We start from the raw sequence: 25,066 nt of genomic DNA, 5'->3' as shown, positions 1-25,066 counted from the left end.
AAGAATACAGATCAATATTCATTCTACAAATTGAGGAGTGAAGATTTATGGTAACATTATACACATCACCAAGCTGTACATCATGTAGAAAAGCAAGAGCGTGGTTAGAAGAGCACAATATTCCGTATCAAGAGAGAAACATCTTTTCTGAGCCTCTTTCAATCGATGAAATCAAAGAAATTCTTCGAATGACTGAAGACGGTACAGATGAAATTATCTCTACACGTTCAAAAGTATTCCAGAAGCTAAATGTGAATGTTGAGACAATGCCTCTTCAACAGTTGTATAAACTGATCAATGAGCATCCAGGTCTTTTAAGACGTCCAATCATCTTGGATGAAAAAAGACTACAAGTTGGCTACAATGAAGATGAAATTAGACGTTTCCTTCCAAGAACGGTTCGTACATTCCAACTAAGAGAAGCTCAGCGACTTGCTAACTAATTGAAAAACGAAAAGCTGCCGACCATTTGGCAGCTTTTTTTATTTGTTTTCAGCCGTTTGTTCGTAAAATAGGCTGGCTAAAATGACCATTATGACCGTTAAAAACGGGAGCATGAATTCAAGAGTCGCATGCTGAGCCATAAATTCATTCAATTTCACATCACGAACAATCATTTCACCGCCAGTAAAAGCCAAAAGAGCACTTCCTCCGTATAAAAGAAACGGGAATTTTGTTAAAGCGGCATGAATCAGCTTACTTCCCCAAATAATAATCGGTACTGAAATCATAAGGCCAAAAGCGGTCAGCAGCATGTTGCCTTTTGCCGCCCCTGCAACTGCAATCACATTATCAAGTGACATAAAGAGATCGGCAATCACAATGGTCTGAACCGCACGCCAAAGGGAGCCGCTGCTTTTAATGCGAATCGATTCTTTCTTTTGTTCAATTAACAAATTGTATCCTATATAAAGGAGAAAAAGCCCGCCGATAAATTGCAAATAAGGGATGGTCAATAAATATACTGCGGCACCTGTCATTGTAATTCTCATCAGCACTGCCAAAAGTGTGCCGATCCATATGGCTTTATTGCGTTTGTCATTTGACAAGCTACGACTAGCCATCGCAATGATCAACGCGTTATCTCCGCCTAAAATCAGATCTATGCCAATAATCATCAGTAAGGATACGATCCACTCTGTTTCCATCCATTTCACCTCATGTCAAATAGAGCTCGTACAACCAATATATGAAGACAATTCAAATATATGTTTCTGCAAGTTTTCTCTGCAAAAAATGCGTTTTTATTTCTTTTATTCATGTTTTATCATAAAATAGACAGTACAAAGCAATACCTCAAGTCTTTAAACGGTTAACATGTAGACGGAACGGGTAAAGTGTAGTAAAGTACTATTAATTGGGAGCTTGTATGTCCCTTCAACATCTTATATAGAAGGGAAGGTTGGCAAAATGGAAATCGAAAGAATAAATGAACATACAGTGAAATTTTATATTTCCTATGGTGATATTGAAGATCGCGGTTTTGACCGTGAAGAGATTTGGTATAATCGTGAGCGCAGTGAAGAGCTGTTCTGGGAAGTAATGGACGAAGTGCACGAAGAAGAAGAGTTTGCAGTAGAGGGACCGCTTTGGATTCAAGTACAGGCCCTTGATAAAGGCCTTGAAATTGTCGTGACAAAAGCCCAACTTTCTAAAGATGGACAAAAGCTCGAATTGCCGATTCCAGAAGATAAAAAAGATCAAACAGAAGAAAGCCTAGATGGACTGCTTGATGATTTTCATAAAGAAGAGCAGGATCAAGAAGAACATAATGAGAAGGACAAAAAGCTTCAACTCCAATTCGTATTGAAAATGGATGATTTTGAAGATTTGATTGCACTTTCTCAATTAAATATGCAGGATTTTACCACAAGTTTATATTCGTTTGAAAACCGTTATTATCTATATGTTGACTTCCACGAGGATTTGTCAGATGAGCAAGTGGAGAATAAGCTCAGCATTCTGCTTGAATACGCCCATGAATCAGTGGTCAGCATCTACAGACTACAAGAATACGGTCAGCTGATTATTAAAGGGAATGCCCTTGAAACGCTTCAACAGCACTTCTCGTAAACAACAAAAAGTCGATTTCTATAGAGGAATCGGCTTTTTTATCTGAATGAATAGTTAAACAAAGAGATCGGCAAGGAGAAAATGAAATGAGAAATTTAGTTAAGGTTCTATTTTTTCTTATCATTACGATAAGTGCTTATTTGATTATCCAAATTTTTGCCGGTGATCTAGCGGTAAGTGTACTCAGTTCCGTCAGTGTTCTCTTCACTTTATCGATTATCTTTATCGGATTTGTCATTTTCTTAGAGAACCGGAACCCGTCTCAAACGATTACGTGGCTTGTCCTGCTTGGCAGCTTTCCGTTATTCGGATTTTTGTTCTATATTTTCTTTGGACGTAATATTAAAAAGCGCCGGCTGTTTGAAAAGAAAGCGGTGCTGGATGAGCAGTTAATCCAGGAAGATGAACGCATTCACAGAGAAGCAATTGAAAAAATGACACATATGGGTGACCATCAGCAGCTTTTATTTAAGCTTGCCCATAGACTTGGACATACCCCCATTACGTATCGAACGTCCTCTAAAGTCCTAACCAATGGAGAAGAAACGTTCTCTCATATTTTTGAAGAGATCAAAAAGGCAAAACATCACATTCACTTAGAATATTATATTCTCCGCCACGATGATCTTGGTCAAGAATTAAAGGACATATTAATTGAAAAAGCGAAAAATGGCGTCATTGTCCGTTTTTTATATGACGATGTAGGCAGCTTAAAGCTCTCTCGTCAATATATTGCTGACCTAGAAAAAGCTGGCGTTCAGATCGTTCCGTTTTTACCAGTAAGACTACCCTTGTTAAATAATAAAATCAACTTCCGAAATCACCGAAAAATCGTGGTGATTGATGGAAAAGTAGGATTTGTCGGCGGTCTTAACATTGGGGACGAATATATGGGCAGAAGCAGGCAATATGGATTTTGGCGTGATACGCACCTGATGATTCAAGGTGAGGCAGTTCGCGATTTGCAGCAAATTTTTATGCAGGATTGGTATTATATGACCAATGAAAGATGCTCAGGCGTGGACTATTTTAAAGATTTTAGCCATATTGAAAGTACAACAGAAGGCGTCCAAATGATTGCAGGCGGACCTGATAAACAGTGGGAGGTCATTAAAAATCTCTTTTTCTCCATGATCATCTCAGCTAAAAAGTCAATTTGGATCGCTTCACCGTATTTTGTACCTGATGATGATATATTGTCAGCGTTGAAAATTGCTTCTTTGAGTGGAGTAGATGTACGGATTATTGCACCGAAGAATCCAGATAAACGCATCGTCTTCCATGCGTCTCGTTCATACTTCCCGGAGCTTCTTGAAGCAGGGGCGAAGGTGTATGAATATGATCAAGGCTTTATGCATAGTAAGTTTATTATTGTAGATAGTGAGCTGGCATCGATTGGGACGGCCAACATGGATATGAGAAGCTTTCATTTGAACTTTGAAGTGAATGCCTTCCTCTATAAAACGAAAAGCACAGAGAAGCTGGTCAACGACTTCTTAGGTGATTTAGAGCAGTCGCATGAAATTGTCCTAGAAGAATTTGCAAAGAGACCTTTGAGAGTGAGACTGTTTGAATCTACCGCAAGATTATTATCACCACTTTTATAAAGATTGTATTTCCCCCATTTTCTAAAAGGGGGATTTTTCATTTTAACGAGGAAAAGCTCGGTGAAATCATGTTTTGAAACGATAAAAGTCCATTTTCGATATTCGCTTCCCTTGATGAGAACAAGCTATAATCTGGTCATCAAAGAGCAAGGGGCGAAATGAATGAACGCAGCGATCATGGATAATGGGAAGCTTATACGTATTACACATCATCTAACGAAAAGTCGGCTAGAGCATGTAAGGGCTACGTGTAAATTTTATTGTCCTGAATGCAGGCAGGAGGTGCAATTAAAGTTAGGCGAGCACCGTGTCTATCATTTTGCACATAAACAGCTGACAGCATGTCCGTTAGCTGCTTCAGGCGAAACGGTTTATCATCAGGCGGGGAAGGCTGCCATCAAGGATTGGCTCACTAGGCTTGGACATGAACCGGTGCTGGAGAAGTATGTTTCAAAGGTTCAGCAGCGCCCTGATGTGACCGTCGCTATAGGTGATGCAGGCTATGCGATCGAATTTCAGTGTGCGAATATTTCGCAGCAAGAGCTGCGGAAAAGAACAGAAGGTCTCCGTGCAGCAGGGCTCTTTCCTATATGGATCATAGGTGCAAATCGTTTAAAAAGAACATCTACCCAGCTCTTTTCTTTCTCCTCCATTCATTGGGGAATCTTAAGGCAAACGAAGAAAAGGAGACTGATTTTTTACTGTCCGATCCAGCAAATGTTTCTCCATCTTGATCAAATCCTTGTGTTTCAGCCCACGAAAATATGTGCCACAATGACCGTCAGACCGCCTTCAGCATATCGTCAACTTTCGGCACTTCTATATCCTTCCTTGAGCAAGCGTCCATTAAACAAGCAATGGCTTAGGTGTATTCAGCAATTTAGGCAGAGGCCTCCTGGCATTTTATCAAATGAAAGTAAGCGTTTGAGAAACATTTTTTATGAGCATCACCATACGGCATTTCCGTTTTTGCCATCTGAATTATTTATCCCGCTGACAGAAGCGTATATCTTTTCAAGTCCCGTTTATGTCTGGCAGGGATGTCTATATGATTGGATGGTTAGAAAAAGAGGAAGAGGGCCAGTGACCATTCAACACCTAATAAAAGAAATCTATCGGTGTGTGCAGGCAAAAGAAGTGAAGCTCCGATATGCAGGTGTCTCAATAGAAGAAGTCAAAGAGGTGATCACCGCATATGTAAAGGTACTTGTCTGCCAAGGGTTTTTACACATGACGAAAGAGGGTAATTATGAAGTAACGTCGAATCAAATGCCAATCCGAACAATAGATGAAGTGTTAAAACGAGATGCTTTCTTATTTCATTAGCATGTTTCATGCCCACTTTGATCATGATAAGAAAAAGGTGGTGCTGCTATTGAATAGAAAGAAACGCTTTTTTCTCATTTTTTTAGCCTGTTTGGTATTTATTTCTGCATATGATTTGACAAATATAGTTCAAAACAAAGAAGATAAATACAACACCAATTTCTTTCACTTTCCGAAAGGTTGGTTTAACACAACTCATGCAAGGGGGATTCATATGACTTCACAAAGCAAAAACAACCATTTACCAGACAGAAGCGAAGTAAAAGAAGAAAACAAATGGCGTCTTGAAGATATTTTTGAAAGCGTCGATTCATGGAGCAAGGAATTCGAAGCTGTAAAAAAAGAAATTCCTAAGCTAGCCCAATTTAAAGGCAAGCTGGCTCATTCTGCTGATGTCCTGTATGAAGCCCTAACATTTCAGGATCAACTTTCTGAAAAGCTTGGCAAGCTTTATACATATGCGCACATGAAATACGATGAAGATACAACAAATTCATCATTTCAGGCATTAAATGATAAGGCGTCCAATTTATTTACACAGCTGTCTAGTACATCTGCTTATATTGTTCCTGAGATTTTATCGATTCAAGAAGATAAACTGCAGCAATTTATTCTGGAAAAAGAAGAATTAAAACTTTATTCTCACGCTCTCGAAGAAATTAACAAAGAGCGCCCACATATTTTAAGTGAGGAGCAAGAAGCTTTATTAGCTGAGGCCTCTGAACCTCTCTCATCTTCATCCACAACTTTTAGTATGTTTAACAATGCCGATATTTCGTTCCCTTCTGTAAAGGATGAGAATGGGGAAGAAAAGAAAATTACCCACGGCAACTTCATCACATTTTTAAACAGTGATGATCGTGAAGTGAGAAAGAATGCTTTCAAAGCTGTGTATAAAACATATGATCAGTATAAGAATACACTTGCTTCTACACTGAGCGGTTCGATTAAAAAAGATAATTTTTATGCGAAAGTACGAAATTACAAATCTGCAAGAGAAGCAGCACTATCAAGAAATAGCATTCCAGAAGAAGTGTATGACAATCTAATTGATACAGTTCATCAATACTTACCGTTATTACACCGTTATATTGAATTACGTAAAAAGGTATTAAAGCTTGATGAAGTGCACAATTATGACTTGTATACACCACTTGTGAAAGATGCTGGCATGAAGTTAACCTACGATGAAGCAAAGGATTATATGCTGAAAGGGTTATCGCCATTAGGGGAAGAATATGTGTCCGTGTTAAAAGAAGGACTCAACAATCGCTGGGTAGACGTTTATGAGAATAAAGGGAAACGAAGCGGTGCGTATTCATCAGGAAGCTATGGTACCAATCCATATATCCTGATGAACTGGCAAAATAATATTGATAATTTATTTACACTGGCTCATGAATTTGGGCACTCTGTCCATAGCTACTATACAAGAAAGCACCAGCCTTATCCTTATGGAAACTACAGTATTTTTGTAGCTGAAGTGGCTTCCACAACAAATGAAGCGTTACTAGGCGAATATTTGCTAAATCATTTAGAGGATAAAAAGCAGCGTTTGTATGTGTTAAATCACTTGTTAGAAGGGTTTAGAGGAACGGTATTCAGACAAACGATGTTTGCTGAGTTTGAGCATCTTATTCATGTGAAAGCGCAAGAAGGAGAGGCATTAACGCCAGAGTTCATGACGAACCTTTATTACGACCTGAATAAGAAATATTTTGGCGACGGCATGGTTGTTGATAAGGAAATCGGATTAGAATGGACGAGAATCCCTCATTTCTATTACAACTATTATGTGTACCAATATGCGACAGGCTATAGTGCGGCGCAGGCATTAAGCAAGCAAATATTAGCAGAAGGTAAACCTGCGGTGGAGCGTTATACAGATTTCCTTAAAGCAGGAAGCTCTGATTACCCAATCAATGTGCTGAAAAAAGCAGGTGTTGATATGGCATCTAAGGAACCAATTGAAGCAGCTTGTCAATTGTTCGAAGAAAAACTCAAAGAAATGGAAGAACTCATCTCAAAAACGGGTGAGTAATGAAAAGACTTCTGTCAGACGTGTGAGTGCAAGCTCATCTTTTGACAGGAGTTTTTTTCTGATCATAAAAAAAGACCTCTCATGAGGAGGTCGCAGATTGTTGACAAAGGGCTAAAATGATCTTTATTTTAGCCCTTTGTCTTCTATTCAGCGTGATAGAAAACCTTTGAAGTCTAGGAAGGACGAGTACCGGAGCGGAGCGAATTTGACATTCGTGAGCACCGGCACGCAGGACTGACACGGAATGCGAGGGTTTGTCTACACGCTGAGACCTCTTCTCATGAGGAGGTCGTTCTTGCACATCATCAACCTTTAAATCCTTTAAAGGTCTTACGGTGGTTCATACGATAGAGCGTAAAGAAAATGGAAGCAAATAAGAGCGGAGACGTCAGATAAAGAGGCAGCATTTTCATTAAGCCTAATATATTTAAAAAGAAACATAAGCCAATGGCAACAAGTCCAATGGTTGTGCTGCGCATGCAAATCCCTCCATTTTTTCGTTACTTTCACTATATGAAAGTGAAAACCCTCTTATGTTTTGTGACAAAAATATGAACATATAGCATATCGGTTGTCATAAGTCGACAAAATTTGATATACTACAGATGTGAAATTAATCACATACAAACATTACCCCTTTGTTTGACCGTGAAAAATTTCTCCCATCCCCTTTGTTGTCGTTAAGACATAGTGAAACCGCGCTTATCCCGGCGCGGTTTCTTCGTGTTAAAAAACAGAACAGGTGTTCTTGTGTGAGTAAAGAAAAAACACGGGTCAGCACCCATGTTCATTCTCACAGCGGTAGACGTCAAGATCTGAATGGCTTTCATCTTCTTTATAGCGCCAAAACATTTCTTGATGTACTTGTACACGTTCTACCTTTTTGGCGAAAGCCAGCTTCTTCATTTTTCGTTCAACTTCTTCAAGCGTCAAGTCATATACTACGGCAATCTCTTTTGCAGAGGCAAATTGAAAGTAAGCAATAAACCATTCAATCGGAGGTCGTTCTGAAGGTGTAGGTTTTTCACCAATCATTTCAAAGAGAATTTCCTCGTATATATCATAAGAGTAAGCACCTGAAATCTTTAATCCTTCATCTCCGTTAATCGTATTAAAAAACGCGAAGGTAGGGAGCTCAGATACGTCCATCTCAGCTGCGATTTTCATATCACATTGTAATGCTTTGACAGCACTTTGAGAATGGATATCCCGCTGGAACTCCTCAATGTCCAGTCCGGCACTTTTTGCATTTTCCAGCAAGACATGTTCACTTGTGACATCTTGCTGATGACAAAAAAGGGATTCTTGAATGAGACGTAAAAATTTCATTCCACATTTTCTGCCTTGAAGCTCAGCTGCTTTTAGTGCGAGCGAGGCGAGATAAGGTGATGTCACAATTTGTTCAGACAGCATTTGTTCTTTTTTAGTCTGAGTTTTGGTGGCAAATTTCCCCCATGCTTCTGTCAGCAAATGCTTTTTTCTTTTCCGGTTCAATGCATTAATACTCGAACTTGTGACCGTTCGTAAAGTGAAGAAACGGCCATACTTCATCTTCAATTTTTTAATTGATGGCTCCAATAACCAGCAGTCTGGGCTGAGAGGATCAATGAATACATAGATTTCAATCGGCTTTTGAGGATGTCCGTGACAGTGTGAGAAATATTGATCGTGCTGATTGCAGCTCAAGATCGTCCGTCCTTTTCAGGTGTTTGATTGACCATATGACGAGCCGTCAGAGAAAGCCGCTCAAATAAAAAGTCACGAATATCGCCGGTTAGTCCTACTTGATCCATTGCATCCTCCATGCATTCAAGCCATGCGTCAGCCCGCTCCTCCGTAATCGGAAAAGGGAGATGTCTCGCCCGCAGCATGGGGTGACCATGCTCGTCTGTATAAAGCGGGGGTCCGCCTAAATATTGAGTTAGAAACTGTTTTTGTTTTCTTGCTGTTTCTTTTAAGTCATCCGGGAAAATAGGATGAAGCAAGGGATGACACTTTACATTTTCATAAAAAGTATCAACAAGTTGCGATAGAAGTTCCTCTCCAACCGCTTCGTAAGGTGCGTTAAACGATTGTACCATGTTGACTACTCCTTTTACTCGTAGCTAATAGGATGGATCACCCTATTGCGAATTTCATTTATTTCAAAAGTGATATTCAGTTTATTCTATTTTGTTGTTTCTATTCTTGTATACTTATTTTAACAACCTCAACTCAATTCCACAAACAAACCGCTTTGGCCTATTGGAAATACAGAGAGAGAGAGGGGTTCCGTGATCAATTGACCATATCATAACACATTCAGTCAAAAAAGGGTGAAAAGCGACATACAAAAAACCGAAGAGGTTATTCTCTTCGGTTTAGGCATAATATTGAGCTGTGATTTTCTTTACATAATTTTGTGTCTCTTTAAATGGGGGAATGCCTCCGTATTTATCTACGTTTCCTGAGCCTGCGTTATAGGCAGCTAAGGCGAGTGAGACATTTCCATTATATTTCTGAAGCATTTGTTTTAAATACTTCGTACCGCCTTCAATGTTTTGGGACGCATCAAAGGCATTGCTCACGCCAAGTGATTTAGCAGTAGACGGCATGAGCTGCATGAGCCCAAGCGCACCTGCATGACTGACAGCATTCGAGCGATAGCCGGATTCTTGCTTGATGACAGCGTGGATCAACTTCTCTGGGACGCCATGCTTTTCAGCCATTTGTGACACGATCTGATTCACCTCTTTTGATGAACCGCTTGAGACCGCTTTTTGAAGCGGCGGCGCATAGCTGTTGTTTAAGACGTTTCCAATGCCATTCGCCGTATTTAATTGAGCGTCATCTGCATATAAAGACTGGGCTTGAAGCTGTTCACTGCCGGCGATGGCAGATAGGTATGGATTCGTACGCGCATATTGTGTGTTCGGAGCCGTTGATGGGTCCGTATCCATAAAAGCAGAGATTGAGAGCGGGAGACGTGATAGTTCTGATCCGCCTAAAAAATCTTGCAAAAGCGACTGGAATGAAGCTTGAGCGCTCGATTCTTGGCCAGTCGGCATTTGCGATTGCCCGTTATCCGATTGTAACGTTTTGAGCGCTTGAAGCTGCATAAAGGATTGAAGTTGATTGACGTTCATCATGTTCCTCCTTCAAGGAATTCATCTATTCTGTGTTTTCATTTTTTCTTCATAAAAACGTACGACTTTGTTTTTCGTGTTTCGTACAGGAATTTGGAATTTTTGGAGCAATGCGGAGAATGCGGTTTGTCCGATTTCCAGGTCGCTCACTTCAAATTCAAGTTCATAGTCCTCTACTGTTAAATATCGGCTGTGATCCAAAACAATTAAGCCTTCTTTGATCATTTTTTCTGCTCTCGACGTTTCAAGTGAACCAAAATACACAATTTGATTCTTTTGAATGTTCAGATGGTCTAACCTGTCAGCCACTTCGCCTTCTGGTAGCTGAAAATCGTCAAGGCTTGAAGGAGGAGCGATCGTTTGGTGGGTTTCAAGCAAGCCTATCTCGTGTGGTTCCTTTAACGTGAGGACCCATTTGCCGTCTTTTTCTCTCATCCTTAATGCAGCAAATTGAGATTTTATATCAAATTGAGGTGTATCAAAGTAATAGTTGGTTTGAGTGCGGAAATCCGCATCCTTCAATTGAAAATATTGTTTTAGCTGTTCAAATTCTTCTTTCAGTAATAATTGCTTTAGTTCGATTTCAATTTCCTGTGCCACTTTAACATCAACCTTTCATTTAGAGGAAATATTCATATTGTACATGATGTGTGTTCTCTATGTAAAAGTCTGTTTTTTTCTTTATTAAGTCCTTTAACATGTGCCAACATTTAGGCTGAATGGTGTGAAATGTTCATATAAAAGAAGAAAACGGCATTTTCGCAAAAAGTTCGGTTTATCAATATTGAACTTGATATGATAAAATAAAGCTGTACTTTGTTGTAAAGGAGATCATGATGCAAAACAGAATTGAAATCACAGAAGCAACTTTAAAAGAAGACAGGCTGATTTTGACGATCCAGTCAGAGGAGCAAATTCAAAAAGCAAAAGCATCAGGACAAATGCTTGTTGATTCTGATCACTTTGCGTTCGTTTACATACTCGAAACCGAGGAGTCTTTTATGTATCTTATTTTAGGGGAACATACATGGGCTCCATTAAAAGAAGCAATGAATCTTGACATCCCTGTCTATTTGGCGGCGGAAGAACAATCGTTAGAACTCATTCAACTTCATCAGGAATTAAACTATTTAATTGACAATATTAAAGACAATGCCAATTACGGAGATATGGAAGAGAAAGTGAAAAGCACATTCCTCTGAAATAATTAGGTATTTGGAATTGGGGGAAATTTCATGGACAAAAAACAATGGGATCAATTCCTCGCACCGTATAAACAAGCAGTCGAAGAATTAAAAGTGAAACTAAAAGGCATTCGAAAGCTGTATGAATTTGAGGATGACCATTCACCAGTAGAATTTGTCACAGGCCGGGTGAAACCCGTTGCCAGCATATTAGAAAAGGCAAAGCGTAAAAACATCCCGATGCATGAGATTGAAACCATGCAGGATATTGCTGGGCTTCGCATTATGTGCCAGTTTGTAGAAGATATACAAGTTGTGAAAAAAATGCTCCAGTCACGAAAAGACTTTGTGGTTGTAGATAAACGCGACTATATTGCAGAACATAAAGAAAGCGGATACCGCTCGTACCACCTTGTTGTGTTATATCCGCTGCAAACAGTCAACGGAGAGAAGCAGCTCCTTGTCGAAATCCAAATTCGTACGCTTGCTATGAACTTTTGGGCGACCATCGAGCATTCTCTGAATTATAAATATAGCGGGAATATCCCAGAGAAGGTCAAACTGCGCCTTCAAAGAGCTTCTGAGGCAGCATCTCTTCTTGATGATGAGATGTCTGAAATCAGAGGGGAAATTCAAGAAGCACAAGTGGCATTTTCCCGGAAAAAGAAAAACGATAGCTGAGCCTAAGCTTGATCAAATATGATGCTGCCCTCTCATAGCAGCAAGGTGGAAAAGGAGAAGAATTCATGAAATTTGCAGTTTCTTCGAAAGGGAATTCTGTATCTGACACACTTAAAAATAAAATTCAGACCTACTTATTGGATTTTGGAATGGAATTAAATGAAGAGGAACCGGATCTTGTCATTACTGTTGGAGGAGACGGAACCCTTTTATATGCCTTTCACCGCTATAGCAACCGCCTGAATGAAACGGCTTTTGTTGGTGTTCATACAGGTCATCTTGGTTTTTATGCTGATTGGGTGCCAAGTGAAATCGAAAAGCTTGTCCTAGCGATTGCCAAAACACCTTATCATATTGTGGAATATCCGATTCTTGAAGTCATCGTCAGATACAACGATGGCGGCCGGGAAGAGAAATATTTAGCAATGAATGAATGTACGATTAAAAGTATGGAAGGTACGCTTGTGGCAGATGTTGAAATTAGGGGTCAGCTTTTTGAAACTTTCAGAGGAGACGGTCTTTGTTTGTCTACGCCATCTGGCAGTACGGCCTATAATAAAGCACTTGGGGGCGCCATTATCCACCCTTCCATTAGAGCCATTCAGCTGGCAGAAATGGCCTCAATCAACAACAGAGTATTCCGTACGGTCGGTTCACCGCTGATTTTGCCAGACCACCATACTTGTGTAATCAAACCAATTAATGATGTTGATTTTCAGGTAACAATTGATCATTTGTCGCTGCTTCATAAAGATGTTAAATCTATTCAATGCCGGGTGGCAGACGAGAATGTTCGTTTTGCCCGATTTAGACCATTTCCGTTTTGGAAAAGGGTGCAAGATTCCTTTATCGGAAAAGGAGAATAAGAAAGAGGTCGTTCTCGCTGAAATACTTTACGTTAACCAAAACCATGACAGCCAAAGAAAAGGGGCTGCTCTTAAAGGACTTTTTAATTGATCTTGGCATTTCAAAAAGAATGCTGACGGATATTAAATTTGATGGCGGTGATCTGCTGATTAATGGAGAGCATGTCACCGTGAGATACGAGCTTCACGAGGGAGACAGGCTCACCATTTTATTTCCTGAGGAAAAAGTGAGTGAAGGTCTAAAACCAGCTCCGATTCCGCTGGATATTATATTTGAGGATGAGCATGTGCTTGTGCTGAATAAAAAGCCATATATCCCATCCATTCCTTCTAGAGAGCATCCTGAGCATAGTATTGCGAATGGTCTGCTTTACCATTATGCTGAGCAGTCAGTGCGGCTGACGGTTCATTTGGTGAGCCGTCTTGATCGTGATACATCTGGCGTGATGCTTGTCGCCAAACATCGCTTTGCACACAGCCTTTTATCAAAAGCGCAAAAAGAAGGGGAGGTCAAGCGAACGTACAGAGCTTTTACACAGGGCATAATTGCACAAAAGCACGGAACCGTTCGTGCAAAAATTGCCCGAAAAGGGGATAGTATCATTGAACGCATGGTCGATGAGGCTGGCCAGGAGGCAGTGACGCATTATACAGTACGACAGGTAGACGCTGATTTGAACATGTCGGATGTGTCTCTTGTACTTGAAACTGGAAGAACACATCAAATTCGTGTGCACATGCAATATCTTGGTCATCCGCTCATCGGTGATACGCTGTATGGCGGAACGAGCGAGCGGATAGACCGGCAGGCGCTGCATAGTGAAACCCTTATCTTTCCTCATCCGATGACAGGTGAGCAAATGACATTTTCGGCTCCATTGCCAGCTGACATGAAGGCATTGCTTCTTTAAACAATGAAAACCCGGTCACCTGCAAAGCAGGGCCGGGTTTTTATGATGTGAAATGCTGGAATCTAGAATCATCATAAGGCATAGATGAAGGGACAGAGACAGTTTCAAGCTCAGGATATTGAAGAGCCGACAGCTGATTTCCAAAAACGCAGCCTGTATCAATATTGACTGTTTTGCCAACGAATCGAGGTTCTTTCACCGGTGTATGACCGTAAACAATCCACGGTTTCCCTTCATATTCCTTTGCCCAATCCTTCCGCACAGGTCGTCCATCTGGCCAAGTCTCTCCTGTGACAGCACCAAATAATAGATAGGATCGCATCTGTTTATTCGGCTCCTTTCCAATATCCTTTTCCTTCATCGCTGCGTGTGCAATGATCAGCTCATCTGGAATCAGCACATCATAAAGCGGAGCCTTCTCAAATAACTGTTTAAATTCATGTGATAATTTGTTTTTTTCATGAAGCGGCAGTTTTTTTATTTCGTTCACTGTTGTTTCAATGCCATGCAGTAATTTAACGGGATTTCCTTTCAAATAGCGATAAAGCTTAAAGCAATGGTTTCCAGGCACGTAACGGATCGCTCCATGTGAATAGGCATGTATGACAAATTGCATCACGTCTACTGATTGAGGGCCTCGATCTGTTAAATCACCGACAAGTGCTAGCGTTCTCTTATCAGGATGGACGGGTAATCCATGTTTGAGTTCGTATCCTAGTTTGTGTATGAGGGTAAGCAGCTCTTCGAAGCAGCCGTGGATATCACCAATGATATCGAATTTCATAAGGTTTCCTCCTGATCTTTCTCATCCATTCATCGGGTATAAAGAAGTTTGAATTTTAGAACATATACCGAATGGCTTTCATTTCATTTAGGCAATTGTTAGAATCAATGCTTTAACGTAAGACTTAAAAGATTAAACATCAATGTTAGGAGGCTTTAGCCAATGGAGCATACATCTGTTTCATCACTCGTTGTCGTTATTATTGTCGCCTTTTTCACCCCCATTTTATTGCACCGATTTAAGTTGACCATTCCGGTCGTTGTCGCTGAAATTATCATGGGGCTCATCATTGGAAAAAGCGGGTTTCAACTGGTTGTCGAACATGATGCATGGCTAGATACGTTATCCATGCTCGGTTTTATTTTTCTGATGTTTTTAAGTGGACTTGAAATAGATTTTTCTTCTTTTGAATCAAAGAAGAAAGCACGAGAACTTCCAAGTGGTTTAAAAGAACCAAATACGTTTAAAGCAGCCACCATAATTTTTCTTGGGGTATTTTGTATTTCCTTTATCCTGTCCTATGCGTTTGTACTTGCAGGGTTTATTCAAAATGCCTTTTTAATGACGCTCATCATTTCCACCATCTCATTAGGTGTAGTGGTTCCAACCTTAAAAGAGGAAAAGTTGATGCAGACGAATATTGGTCAAATCATTCTGCTTGTGGCCGTCATTGCTGATTTGGTGACAATGATTTTACTGGCTGTGTTTTCCTCCATTTATGGCGATGGAACAGGGAACATGTGGCTTCTGCTATTATTATTTGCAGCAGGCATTCTTCTTTATTTATTTGGCCGAGTATTTAAGACAAAATCCATTTTTCAGTCCATGTCAAAAGGAACGGTGCAAATTGGGACAAGGGCAATCTTTACTCTCATTATAGTCTTAGTTGCCTTATCTGAATCACTCGGTGCTGAAAATATTCTTGGGGCGTTTTTAGCAGGTGTGCTCGTGTCCCTTCTTTCGCCAAATAAAGAGCTTGTTCAGCAGCTGGACTCATTTGGTTACGGATTTTTAATCCCGATCTTTTTTGTGATGGTCGGTGTGGACTTGAATATATGGGCGCTGTTCAAGGACCCAACCATTATGATCATGATTCCGCTATTGTTTTTTGCATTACTGCTTAGTAAGCTAATTCCAATTCTTTATTTGAAAAAATGGTATGACATGAAAAAAGTCATCGGCTCCGGCTTTTTATTAACATCGACGTTATCACTCGTCATTGCAGCTGCGACGATTGGGGAGCGGCTCGGTGTCATTGATCATAAAATGTCAGGCGCACTGATTTTAGTCGCTGTGCTGACGAGTATTTTAACGCCTGTTTGGTTTAAAGCGCTGTTTAAAAAAGAACAAGAAGCGAATCAAAAAAAACGTGTGACCTTTATTGGCGCAAACCAGCTGACTTTACCTGTGACACTTGACTTGCATCAGGATGAATATGACATCCGTATTTTGCACGTTTTTCAAGAAAATAAAGAAGCACTGCTTGCCGATTCGATCTTTGAAGTTGAAGCGATTGAAGAGTACGACGATGAAACGCTGAGAAAGGCAGGCATCGGCCGGGAGGATGTTCTAGTCGTAGCAACAGGCAGCGAGACGCAAAATAAGGAAATTGCTTTATTTGCAAAAGAAGAAGGAGCGAAACAAGTCATTGCTAGTGTCAACAAAGCTGAGGCAGAGCTGACATTGAAGGAAGCGGGTATTGATACGTTTTCGAATTTCCTATCATCTAAAACGGTGCTAAGAGCCTTGATTGAAGCACCAGATGCGATTCGATTGTTAACAAATGAGGATACTTCCTTGTATCAAATTCAAATGAACAATCATCGGTATCATAATGTCATGCTGAGGGAATTTCCGTTTATCGGTGATTTGGTCTTTGTCCGTATTTTCAGAGGGGTAGACAGCTTAGTACCGCACGGAGATACGACGCTCAGAAGCGGAGACCGCGTGCTTGTGTCGGGCTCTCGTGAGTATGTAGCAGGACTTAGAGCCCAATTAGAGTTGCAATGAACCCTTGACCAATGAACAATTCCTGATTAAGATAGAGGTACAACATTATATGTTTGATCCACTAGGGGAGTCCTTTAAAAGGGCTGAGATAAAAGTGTCGACTTTTAGACCCTCATTACCTGAACAGGTTCATACCTGCGTAGGGAAGTGGTGCGGTTTTTGACTATGCTTTTTACAAATTCCAAGCCACTTTCCACGCGGAAAGTGGCTTTTTTATATGAAGAAACAGGAGGAGAGAAACATGACATTTTCAAAGGAATGTAAAGAGGCAGCAGCAACATGGTGGAATGGAAGCTTTACGCATCCTTTTGTGAAAGGGATTGGAGATGGCACACTTTCACTCGATCGGTTCACCTATTACGTGATGCAGGATTCGTATTATTTAACTCATTTCGCAAAGATGCAAGCATATGGAGCTGCCATTAGTGAGGACTTACATACGACGGGCAGAATGGCGTATCATGCGCAGGGCACGTATGAAGCAGAGCTATCGCTGCATAGAAAGTTCACAGAGCTGCTTCAGATCTCTGATGAAGCACTTGAAAGCTTTAAGCCTTCACCCACTGCTTATGCGTATACCTCACATATGTACAGGTCTGTGAAAAGCGGACGATTTGAAGAAATTTTAGCCGCGTTATTGCCGTGCTACTGGCTATATTATGAGGTGGGAGAAAAGCTGAAACAAACGACACCTGACCATCCGATTTATCAAGAATGGATTTTGACATATGGAGGAGATTGGTTTAAAGAGCTTGTCTTTGAACAGGTCAACCGCTTTGATGAACTTGCGGAAAAAGCACCAGAACATGTGCGGGCCAATATGAAAGAAAATTTTGTGATTTCAAGCTATTACGAATACCATTTCTGGGAGATGGCGTATAAAAAAGAAACGTGGCAAACAGCATGCTTGGATGGGGTTGGTGCAAATGGAACTCCACGCAGTGACAAATGATTCGTTTCCGGTCAATGAGCTGATCAAGCAAATAAAAGCCATTGAATCTAAAGTGGACTTTATTCATATCCGGGAACGGTCTAAAACAGCAAGTGAACTTGTTGATCTCGTGAGACAACTCCTTTCAGAAGGTGTACCGAAAGAGAAACTCGTTATCAATGACCGAGTAGACGTTGCGCTGCTCACCAATATTCACCGGGTACATCTCCCAGGTCACAGCTTTTCGCCAAAGGAGCTGCGACAAAAATTTCCTCACCTTCATGCGGGTGTGTCTGTTCATTCGATAGAAGAAGCCAAAGCGGCCGAGGAAAGTGGTGCAGAGTATGTCATGTTTGGGCACATATATGACACCTCATGTAAACCAGGACTTAAGGCGAGAGGCGTAAAGCTTGTGGAAGAACTGACTTCTGCGCTGTCCATTCCGGTGGTGGTCATTGGCGGAATGACGCCTGATCGAATCCCGGACTTGATGCATGTGAATGTGAAAGGGATTGCTGTCATGTCGGGAATTTTCACTCACCATCAGCCGCACATCATGGCGCAAGCATTTTCTAAAAAGCTAAAGGAGAATCCTTATGAAAAAGCATTATGACGTTGCAATCATTGGCGGTGGAATCATAGGGATGTCAATTGCCTATCACCTTGCAAAAGCAGGAAAGCAGGCTCTATTACTTGAGGCAAATGAGATAGGGAAGCAAACGACGAGTGCGGCTGCTGGAATGCTTGGTGCACATGCTGAAGGAGAGGGTCATGAGGATATTTTCTTTCAGGTAGGCAGAGCAAGCCAGACATTATATGAAAAATTAAAAGTCGATCTTCAGCATGAATCAGGCATTGATATTCGGACATCAGTGGGCGGTATTATGAAGGTGGCCTTTACAGAAGAAGAAAAACGTGCACTTTGCCGGATGCAGCATTTGTCCACGTTTCAATGGCTTGAAGCAAGTTGTGTGAAAAAACGTATGCCGCAAATCGCAGATGACATCATGGGAGCAGGTTTCATTGAAGAAGATGTTCATGTTGAGCCTTATGCGGTATGCAGGGCATTGTGGCAGGCGGCTGTTCGGTACGGGGCGGATGTGAAGGAGTTTACACCTGTGATCGAAGTCAAACGGGACAAAGATGTATTAACTGTCAGAACAGCTAAAGGCACATTCACATGTGATGACCTTACGATAGCAAGTGGTGTATGGTCTGGCCGCTTTTTTGAAGAGCTGGGGTTACCTTATTCTCTCTATCCAGTAAAAGGAGAATGTGTGTCTGTGTGGAATAGTGGTCCAGCGCTCGCACACACCATTTACCATGATCATTGTTATATCGTTCAAAGAGATAGCGGAAAGCTGGTGATTGGTGCAACGATGAAGCCAAATGAGTGGCAGGCTGTTCCAACACTTGGCGGCATTGAAGCTGTGATTCAAAAAGCGTCTCAGCTCATGCCTTCTATCAAGGAGATGCCGATTGAAGAGTGCTGGGCAGGTCTTCGTCCGGCGACAAGCGACCGGCATCCCTATATCGGAAGACACCCGGAAGATGAGCGTATCCTTTTTGCGACGGGACATTACCGGAATGGCATTTTACTTGCGCCAATTACTGGAGAAATCATTCGAGACCTGATATTAGGCGAGCCTGTCCAAGAGGAATGGCTTCAAGCGTTTCGCATTGGCCGAAAGGAGGCATTGTTCGTATGAAAATTCAATTGAATGGCAGAGTGGTTGATTTCGATAAAGAGAATGGAACGATCTATGATCTGCTATCAGCCTATCAGCTTGAAAATCGTGTGGTGATCGTCGAAAAGAACCAAGAAGTTATTGATAAAAAAACGTTTCAACAAGTAGAAATTCAACCAAATGACACGATTGAAATCGTTCACTTTGTAGGAGGAGGATGACAAAATGCTACACATTGGCGGAAAAACATTCACATCAAGACTATTACTTGGTACAGGAAAGTATCCATCATTTGAGGTTCAAAAGGAAGCAGTGAACGTATCAGAAGCTGAAATTTTGACCTTTGCTGTGCGAAGAATGAACATTTTTGAAGCATCTCAGCCGAATTTTTTAGAGCAGCTTGATTTATCAAAATATACATTACTTCCAAATACAGCAGGCGCAAGTACAGCGGAAGAAGCGGTGCGTATTGCCCGTTTAGCGAAGGCTTCGGGGCTGTGTGACATGATTAAGGTAGAAGTGATTGGCTGTTCAAGATCCCTTCTGCCAGATCCAGTCGAAACGCTAAAAGCATCTGAAATGCTATTGGAAGAAGGTTTTAGCGTGCTGCCGTATACATCAGATGATGTGGTACTGGCAAGAAAATTAGAAGAAATCGGTGTTCACGCCATCATGCCAGGGGCCTCTCCAATTGGTTCAGGTCAAGGCTTACTAAACCCTCTGAATCTCTCATTTATTATCGAGCAGGCGAAGGTGCCGGTCATTATTGATGCGGGCGTAGGCTCTCCTAAGGATGCGGCTTATGCGATGGAACTAGGGGCTGACGCTGTATTGCTGAATACTGCTGTGTCTGGTGCAAAGGACCCTGTGAAAATGGCAAAAGCGATGAAGCTGGCCATTGAATCAGGAAGATTAGGTTTTGAGGCAGGACGTATTCCGTTGAAAAACTATGGTACAGCCAGCAGTCCGCAGGAAGGGATGCCAGCATTTTGAGCACACGTTATTCACGCCAAGAGCTTTTTCGGCCGATCGGAACAGATGGGCAAGAGCGGCTAAACGCCTCAAAGGCTGTCATTATTGGAGCGGGGGCCCTAGGGACAGCTAGTGCTGAAATGCTCGTTCGAGCTGGCGTGGGCTCTGTCACCATTTTGGATAGAGATTATATTGAATGGAGCAACCTTCAGCGTCAGCAGCTTTACACAGAGCAAGATGTACAAGACAGGCTGCCAAAGGCTGTGGCGGCTGAAAAAAGACTCAAGCAGGTGAACAGTGAAGTCCGTGTAAGAGGAATCGTCATTGATGTGACCGCTCAAAATATTGATGAACTCGTCAGCGGGGCTTCGATCATTGTGGATGCAGCGGATAATTTTGAGGTGCGAATGATCGCAAATGATGCGGCCATCAAACATCAAATTCCTTTCCTTTATGGAGCCTGTGTAGCCAGCTATGGCATTCAATTCACTGTCATTCCGGGAGAGACGCCGTGTTTACACTGCTTGCTTGAGCATTTACCTGCACAAGGCATGACATGTGATACAGCTGGTATCATTAGTCCGGTTGTGCAGCAGGTGGCGGCATATCAAGTGGCAGATGCTCTTAAATGTTTAACAGGACATCAAGTGACTCCGATATTAAGATCCTTTGATTTATGGACAAATGAACGGTCTGACATTCGGTCCATCTTGTCTTTAAAGAAGGAGCAATGTCCAAGCTGTGGACTGAAGACATATCCATTTCTCTCATATGACCAGAGAGCGAAGGCAGACGTACTTTGTGGCCGCAATACGGTGCAAATCCGCAGTGCAGCAGGGACGCCACCGCCTTTACATGAAGTGGCCATTCGGCTAAAGAAAGCAGGAATGGACGTGCTTGAAAATCCGTATTTGCTTTCTTGTCAAAAGGATGAGTTCAAGCTCGTCTTATTCAAAGATGGCAGGGCGCTTGTACATGGTACAAGTGATATTGTCAAAGCGAGAACCATTTATCATCAATGGATTGGCTAATGAGAGGGTGTGATGAAATGACGATTAAAAAGGCATTAACCATCGCGGGTTCTGATTCTGGCGGCGGAGCAGGCATTCAAGCAGATTTGAAAACCTTTCAGGAGCTCGGGGTGTACGGAATGTCTGCGATCACAGCGATTACAGCGCAAAACACACTTGGTGTTCATGGTATATATCCGCTTTCTATCGAGGCGCTCAAAAGTCAAATAGATGCAGTGGCAGAAGACTTACTGCCAGATGCCGTCAAAACGGGGATGCTGTGGAGTGCTGAAATGATCAACACGGTCGCTGAAAAAACGCTTCAATATCAGATGAAGCTGATTGTAGATCCAGTCATGATTGCAAAAGGCGGGGCTTCTTTATTAAATGAAGATGCTGTCTCTGCAATGCAAACACACTTGCTGCCTGTCAGCTATGCAGTAACGCCTAATCTTCCTGAGGCAGAAGTGCTGACAGGCATACGCATTCAGACAAAAGAGGATCGCTACCTAGCAGCAGAACGTCTTTATGAGCTCGGCACGAAATACGTGGTGATCAAAGGTGGACACGGTCCATCTGACGGCCTGATCACAGACCTGTTGTATGATGGAAAAGGCTTTATTGAAGTCACAAATGAACATATTGATACACCACATACACATGGCACAGGCTGTACTTTTGCAGCGGCATTAACAGCGGAAATAGCCAAAGGATGTCCCATGAAGGAAGCCTTTGAAACAGCAGAAACCTTTGTCCATGAAGCCATCAAATATCCTTTGCATATTGGCGCTGGTCACGGGCCTACCAACCATTTTGCTTATCAGCAAAACAGGATCAAAGGATAAAAATTAGACCGTCTTCACTTGTGGGGACGGTCTCAGTGTGTAGACAAACCCTCGCATTCTTTGTCAGTCCTGCGTGCTGGTGCTCACAAATGTCAAATTCGCTCCATGCCAGTACTCGTCCTTCCTAGACTTCAAGGGCTTTCAATCACGCTGAAAAGAAGACAAAGGGCTAAAAAGAAACTTTCTTTCATCGGAAATTGTCAATATCTTATGATCTGTGATAATATTATGATCAGGTACTAATACTATGTCTTGAAAAAATAGGAGGCTTTAATACATATGAACTTTTCTTTAGAAGGCCGTAATATTGTGGTGATGGGTGTTGCCAATAAACGAAGCATCGCGTGGGGGATTGCTCGCTCACTTCACGAAGCAGGAGCACGTTTGATTTTTACTTACGTTGGAGACCGTCTTGCTGAATCTGTAAAAGAGCTTGCAAGCACACTTGAGCGTGATGATTCAATTATTCTTCCTTGTGATGTGACAAGTGATGAAGAAATTGAAAAATGCTTTGCAACAATTAAAGAAAAAGTACAAGTGATTCATGGTGTTGCGCATGCGATTGCATTTGCAAACAAGGAAGAGCTTGTCGGTGAATATTTGAACACGAACCGTGAAGGTTTTCTTTTGGCGCACAACATTAGTGCATACTCATTAACAGCAGTAGCAAAAGCTGCACGTCCATTGATGACCGAGGGCGGAAGCATTGTGACGCTTACATACCTAGGCGGTGAGCGCGTTGTAGCTAACTACAATGTAATGGGTGTAGCGAAAGCAGCACTTGAAGCAAGTGTGAAATATTTAGCAGCTGATCTAGGAGCAGAAGGTATCCGTGTGAACAGTATTTCTGCTGGCCCAATTCGTACTCTATCTGCAAAAGGAATCAGCGGCTTTAATACGATCCTGAAGGATATTGAAGAGCGTGCACCGCTTCGCCGTACAACAACTCCTGAAGAAGTTGGCGATACAGCATTATTCTTATTCAGTGATCTATCTCGCGGCATGACAGGTGAGAATCTTCATGTTGATTCTGGCTTCCATATCATTGCCCGCTAAGCGAATAAATGACTTGCAGCATACCAATGACTGGTATGCTGTTTTTTTATTTTTCTTCTGATTTGAAGCATCCGTTCATATATATAAGGAATGAATCATTCGGGAGGGATCAGTATGTCAAATAAAGGTGATGAGAATCAAAAGCCGCTTATGTATATTGTTCAGCCGAGCTATGATGAATCAAAGCCGGCCATGCAAGATATGGTGAGAAAGCGAAAGAAGTCAGAAAACCCGTCAGAAAACAAAAAAAGCGCTAAAGAACCGATCGAAGAAAGCGAACAGGAACCTGTATCACAGGAAGTAGAGCAAAAAAAAGAAGAAGAGCCGCCTGCACTTCAGCAAGAACAAGAGAGCACAGAAGAAGCAGAGCTTATACAAGAACGAGAGCCCCTGAAAGAAGAGGAAAAGCAGCCAGAAGGCGTATTTCATGAAACAAAAGAAGAACCAAGAAGAAAACGAGTGAAAAAGCCTTTAAGTCAAATGAACATTGACGAGAAGGTCGATTTTCTGACAAGTCTGCCTCATAATATGCCAAGAGCACTTTGCCTTGTCGAAGCCGATGGTAAAACATACAGAGGGATTATCATGGATAGAGAAGAAAATACGGTGATCATTCGTACTGCAGGCGGCGGAAATCCAGTCGAATTGGCGATTGATGAGATCTCCTCGATTCATCCGCTTGGTTTTTAATGAATATGAAAAAAGTCCCATTTAGGGACTTTTTTTGTTAGCAGCTACGGTTGATGAGTCGTGGATTTAAGCACTCGATTGCGCAGAAGCAGTCAAGATCCACTTCGATGCAATACTTCGATTTTTCCAATCGGAACACATCACATACGGAATCTTTATCTGTAAAATCTAAAATATGACGGTCTTTGTCAAATGCAATAAGCAAGCTGAGTGTTGCGCAGTGATCAGAGATGTGTTCGACTCTGAAAAATGCAGTGCTGAAGCAAGGTCCTGCATCTACTTCTCCGACGTTTCCGAATGCGACAAATGGTTTTGATTTGGATGTAAATAGAACAAACGGGACAGTGTCACCTAATGAATGTGATGGAGAAAGGAGATTGCTGTAACAGCTAGTCGGGCAATCTTCTTCGACGGCATTTTGTAAGTCATTAATGTTTTCAACAGCCTCTGCTACACAGTTCCATGAATGTTTGCGGCTCATATTCAACCCTCCTATACAAGGAATTTTGTTTGAGTATTTGAGCACTGTCATCATCTACAAGCGATATGTTGTGTTGCGCCGGTTGAAGCCTTTTGGTTCAATCAATGCGGAAGCGGCAGCTTTTTTGCTGACTGCTCCGCATGATTGGTTGTCATTCGTAAGGAAGGGGATGCTTCGACTCATGACAAGTTAGGTCAACGGACGATTTGTTTAGCTGTGGTGATGATGTTTTTTATCTTTCGTTGGCATGACTCTGTCTACAAGTTCTGGGTTTAAACATTGGATCGCGCAGAAGCAGTTCAAATCAACCTCGATACAAAAGTCCGTTTTTTCTAAACCAAAGAAGTCAGGGTCACAAGGGTGACACACGCTCAGCGTATGTCCGTGTACATCAACAGGTCTTAATACAGATAATGTGGCACAGCAGTCATTTAATTTTTCAACCCGGAAGAAGATGGATTCGAAGCATTGGCAATCGTCAACAAATCCTCCAATGTTTCCGAAAGTAGAGAACAATCCGCCCTTTTTATCAAAAAGTAAAAACGGAATTGTATCTTTTCCAGAAACTGTCGGGCTTAATAAATTACTGTAGCAGCTCGTAGGACATTTATCTTCTACAGCTTCCTGCTCTGCTAAAATCTTATCAACCGCATCGCATACACAGTTTTCATCATGTCGGCCATGGTGTTTTCCGCAGCTCATGGATTTCAGCTCCTTTAACAAGGTATTTGACTTTAGTCCTTAACAACATATGTATGCGCCCTCTAGTTGGTGTGGGTAAATGA

Annotated in this window: 28 protein-coding genes and 1 riboswitch; of the genes, 19 read left to right on the top strand and 9 right to left on the bottom strand. The window is 41.7% G+C overall.

The genetic code is table 11. The features are described 5' to 3' along the window. The first annotated feature begins 47 nt into the window (after window positions 1–47). Window positions 48–443, top strand: coding sequence for a transcriptional regulator SpxA (gene spxA, locus R0K30_RS06225; RefSeq protein WP_003211421.1), 396 nt, complete (start codon window positions 48–50; stop codon window positions 441–443). A 39-nt stretch (window positions 444–482) separates the two neighbouring features. Here the strand turns inward: spxA and R0K30_RS06220 are convergent, their stop codons facing one another. Continuing rightward, window positions 483–1,148, bottom strand: a complete 666-nt coding sequence (locus tag R0K30_RS06220) for a TerC family protein (protein WP_106049014.1) — start codon at window positions 1,146–1,148, stop codon at window positions 483–485. A 262-nt stretch (window positions 1,149–1,410) separates the two neighbouring features. On the opposite strand from R0K30_RS06220, the gene mecA reads away from it, so the two are divergent. From mecA to pepF, 4 genes are all read left to right on the top strand, one after another. After that, window positions 1,411–2,073 (top strand): adaptor protein MecA, encoded by a 663-nt coding sequence (gene mecA, locus R0K30_RS06215; RefSeq protein ID WP_410609629.1) that lies wholly within the window; start codon window positions 1,411–1,413, stop codon window positions 2,071–2,073. An 86-nt stretch (window positions 2,074–2,159) separates the two neighbouring features. Beyond that, window positions 2,160–3,680, top strand: a complete 1,521-nt coding sequence (cls, locus tag R0K30_RS06210; RefSeq protein WP_099728259.1) for a cardiolipin synthase — start codon at window positions 2,160–2,162, stop codon at window positions 3,678–3,680. A gap of 162 nt (window positions 3,681–3,842) precedes the next feature. Beyond that, window positions 3,843–5,006, top strand: coding sequence for a competence protein CoiA (locus R0K30_RS06205; protein WP_230030904.1), 1,164 nt, complete (start codon window positions 3,843–3,845; stop codon window positions 5,004–5,006). Window positions 5,007–5,220: 214 nt separating this feature from the next. Continuing rightward, the gene (gene pepF, locus R0K30_RS06200; RefSeq protein ID WP_305881449.1) at window positions 5,221–7,047 is read left to right on the top strand and encodes an oligoendopeptidase F; all 1,827 of its coding nucleotides are present in this window, start codon (window positions 5,221–5,223) and stop codon (window positions 7,045–7,047) included. Between the two features lie 305 nt (window positions 7,048–7,352). Here pepF and R0K30_RS06195 read toward each other — a convergent pair whose 3' ends face one another. The 5 genes from R0K30_RS06195 to R0K30_RS06175 all read right to left on the bottom strand — a co-directional run bounded on the left by R0K30_RS06195 (window position 7,353) and on the right by R0K30_RS06175 (window position 10,772). Further along, window positions 7,353–7,526 (bottom strand): hypothetical protein, encoded by a 174-nt coding sequence (locus R0K30_RS06195; RefSeq protein WP_099727585.1) that lies wholly within the window; start codon window positions 7,524–7,526, stop codon window positions 7,353–7,355. Between the two features lie 295 nt (window positions 7,527–7,821). After that, window positions 7,822–8,733, bottom strand: a complete 912-nt coding sequence (locus R0K30_RS06190) for a ClpXP adapter SpxH family protein (RefSeq protein ID WP_099727584.1) — start codon at window positions 8,731–8,733, stop codon at window positions 7,822–7,824. Continuing rightward, a complete protein-coding gene (locus tag R0K30_RS06185; protein WP_099727583.1) occupies window positions 8,730–9,128 on the bottom strand; it encodes a globin domain-containing protein in 399 nt (132 codons plus the stop codon). Before R0K30_RS06185 ends, R0K30_RS06190 begins: the two co-directional genes overlap by 4 nt. Before the next feature lie 279 nt (window positions 9,129–9,407). Then, entirely contained in the window at window positions 9,408–10,172 is a 765-nt protein-coding gene (locus tag R0K30_RS06180; RefSeq protein ID WP_410609625.1) for a lytic transglycosylase domain-containing protein, read from the bottom strand. A 21-nt stretch (window positions 10,173–10,193) separates the two neighbouring features. Beyond that, window positions 10,194–10,772 (bottom strand): CYTH domain-containing protein, encoded by a 579-nt coding sequence (locus R0K30_RS06175; RefSeq protein WP_099727581.1) that lies wholly within the window; start codon window positions 10,770–10,772, stop codon window positions 10,194–10,196. 236 nt (window positions 10,773–11,008) lie between these two features. On the opposite strand from R0K30_RS06175, the gene R0K30_RS06170 reads away from it, so the two are divergent. From R0K30_RS06170 to R0K30_RS06155, 4 genes are all read left to right on the top strand, one after another. Beyond that, on the top strand, window positions 11,009–11,374 hold the full coding sequence (locus tag R0K30_RS06170; RefSeq protein WP_099727580.1) for a UPF0738 family protein: 366 nt from the start codon (window positions 11,009–11,011) through the stop codon (window positions 11,372–11,374). 33 nt (window positions 11,375–11,407) lie between these two features. Then, on the top strand, window positions 11,408–12,037 hold the full coding sequence (gene yjbM / locus R0K30_RS06165) for a GTP diphosphokinase (protein WP_099727579.1): 630 nt from the start codon (window positions 11,408–11,410) through the stop codon (window positions 12,035–12,037). Between the two features lie 65 nt (window positions 12,038–12,102). Then, window positions 12,103–12,903, top strand: a complete 801-nt coding sequence (locus tag R0K30_RS06160; RefSeq protein WP_008355343.1) for an NAD kinase — start codon at window positions 12,103–12,105, stop codon at window positions 12,901–12,903. Between the two features lie 44 nt (window positions 12,904–12,947). After that, window positions 12,948–13,814 (top strand): RluA family pseudouridine synthase, encoded by an 867-nt coding sequence (locus R0K30_RS06155; protein WP_256499468.1) that lies wholly within the window; start codon window positions 12,948–12,950, stop codon window positions 13,812–13,814. Between the two features lie 40 nt (window positions 13,815–13,854). Here the strand turns inward: R0K30_RS06155 and prpE are convergent, their stop codons facing one another. Continuing rightward, the gene (gene prpE / locus R0K30_RS06150) at window positions 13,855–14,598 is read right to left on the bottom strand and encodes a bis(5'-nucleosyl)-tetraphosphatase PrpE (RefSeq protein ID WP_410609621.1); all 744 of its coding nucleotides are present in this window, start codon (window positions 14,596–14,598) and stop codon (window positions 13,855–13,857) included. A 162-nt stretch (window positions 14,599–14,760) separates the two neighbouring features. Here prpE and R0K30_RS06145 point away from each other — a divergent pair, with 162 nt between their 5' ends. The 10 genes from R0K30_RS06145 to R0K30_RS06100 all read left to right on the top strand — a co-directional run bounded on the left by R0K30_RS06145 (window position 14,761) and on the right by R0K30_RS06100 (window position 23,800). Beyond that, window positions 14,761–16,608, top strand: a complete 1,848-nt coding sequence (locus R0K30_RS06145) for a monovalent cation:proton antiporter family protein (RefSeq protein WP_410609619.1) — start codon at window positions 14,761–14,763, stop codon at window positions 16,606–16,608. 53 nt (window positions 16,609–16,661) lie between these two features. Beyond that, window positions 16,662–16,771, top strand: a riboswitch (TPP riboswitch). A gap of 78 nt (window positions 16,772–16,849) precedes the next feature. Beyond that, window positions 16,850–17,560: a thiaminase II gene (gene tenA / locus R0K30_RS06140; RefSeq protein ID WP_099727575.1), complete on the top strand. Its 711-nt coding sequence runs from the start codon at window positions 16,850–16,852 to the stop codon at window positions 17,558–17,560. After that, on the top strand, window positions 17,535–18,152 hold the full coding sequence (gene tenI, locus R0K30_RS06135; protein ID WP_249705210.1) for a thiazole tautomerase TenI: 618 nt from the start codon (window positions 17,535–17,537) through the stop codon (window positions 18,150–18,152). The genes tenA and tenI overlap by 26 nt, the downstream gene beginning before the upstream one ends. After that, complete coding sequence (gene thiO, locus R0K30_RS06130) at window positions 18,136–19,248, top strand: glycine oxidase ThiO (RefSeq protein WP_249705211.1); 1,113 nt, start codon at window positions 18,136–18,138, stop codon at window positions 19,246–19,248. The genes tenI and thiO overlap by 17 nt, the downstream gene beginning before the upstream one ends. Continuing rightward, on the top strand, window positions 19,245–19,448 hold the full coding sequence (thiS, locus tag R0K30_RS06125; protein ID WP_099727572.1) for a sulfur carrier protein ThiS: 204 nt from the start codon (window positions 19,245–19,247) through the stop codon (window positions 19,446–19,448). Before thiO ends, thiS begins: the two co-directional genes overlap by 4 nt. 4 nt (window positions 19,449–19,452) lie before the next feature. Beyond that, a complete protein-coding gene (locus R0K30_RS06120; RefSeq protein ID WP_410609615.1) occupies window positions 19,453–20,220 on the top strand; it encodes a thiazole synthase in 768 nt (255 codons plus the stop codon). Beyond that, on the top strand, window positions 20,217–21,230 hold the full coding sequence (locus tag R0K30_RS06115) for a thiazole biosynthesis adenylyltransferase ThiF (protein ID WP_249705213.1): 1,014 nt from the start codon (window positions 20,217–20,219) through the stop codon (window positions 21,228–21,230). The genes R0K30_RS06120 and R0K30_RS06115 overlap by 4 nt, the downstream gene beginning before the upstream one ends. A 17-nt stretch (window positions 21,231–21,247) precedes the next feature. After that, entirely contained in the window at window positions 21,248–22,054 is an 807-nt protein-coding gene (gene thiD / locus R0K30_RS06110; protein ID WP_410609613.1) for a bifunctional hydroxymethylpyrimidine kinase/phosphomethylpyrimidine kinase, read from the top strand. Between the two features lie 279 nt (window positions 22,055–22,333). Continuing rightward, entirely contained in the window at window positions 22,334–23,110 is a 777-nt protein-coding gene (fabI, locus tag R0K30_RS06105; RefSeq protein WP_410609611.1) for an enoyl-ACP reductase FabI, read from the top strand. Window positions 23,111–23,224: 114 nt separating this feature from the next. Beyond that, window positions 23,225–23,800, top strand: a complete 576-nt coding sequence (locus R0K30_RS06100) for a CotO family spore coat protein (protein WP_410609609.1) — start codon at window positions 23,225–23,227, stop codon at window positions 23,798–23,800. 37 nt (window positions 23,801–23,837) lie between these two features. Here R0K30_RS06100 and R0K30_RS06095 read toward each other — a convergent pair whose 3' ends face one another. Together R0K30_RS06095 and R0K30_RS06090 are read right to left on the bottom strand one after the other, a co-directional pair. Beyond that, window positions 23,838–24,281 carry a CotY/CotZ family spore coat protein gene (locus R0K30_RS06095; protein WP_008348434.1) on the bottom strand — a complete coding sequence of 148 codons (444 nt, stop codon included), beginning with the start codon at window positions 24,279–24,281 and terminating at the stop codon, window positions 23,838–23,840. Window positions 24,282–24,491: 210 nt separating this feature from the next. Continuing rightward, the gene (locus R0K30_RS06090) at window positions 24,492–24,983 is read right to left on the bottom strand and encodes a CotY/CotZ family spore coat protein (RefSeq protein WP_099727567.1); all 492 of its coding nucleotides are present in this window, start codon (window positions 24,981–24,983) and stop codon (window positions 24,492–24,494) included. Window positions 24,984–25,066: the final 83 nt, after the last annotated feature.

The organism is Bacillus sp. SIMBA_154, from assembly GCF_046536015.1.
Lineage (GTDB): Bacteria > Bacillota > Bacilli > Bacillales > Bacillaceae > Bacillus > Bacillus pumilus_P.
Note: the sequence above shows the minus strand (reverse complement) of the source record. Positions and strands in the feature narration are given on the sequence as shown.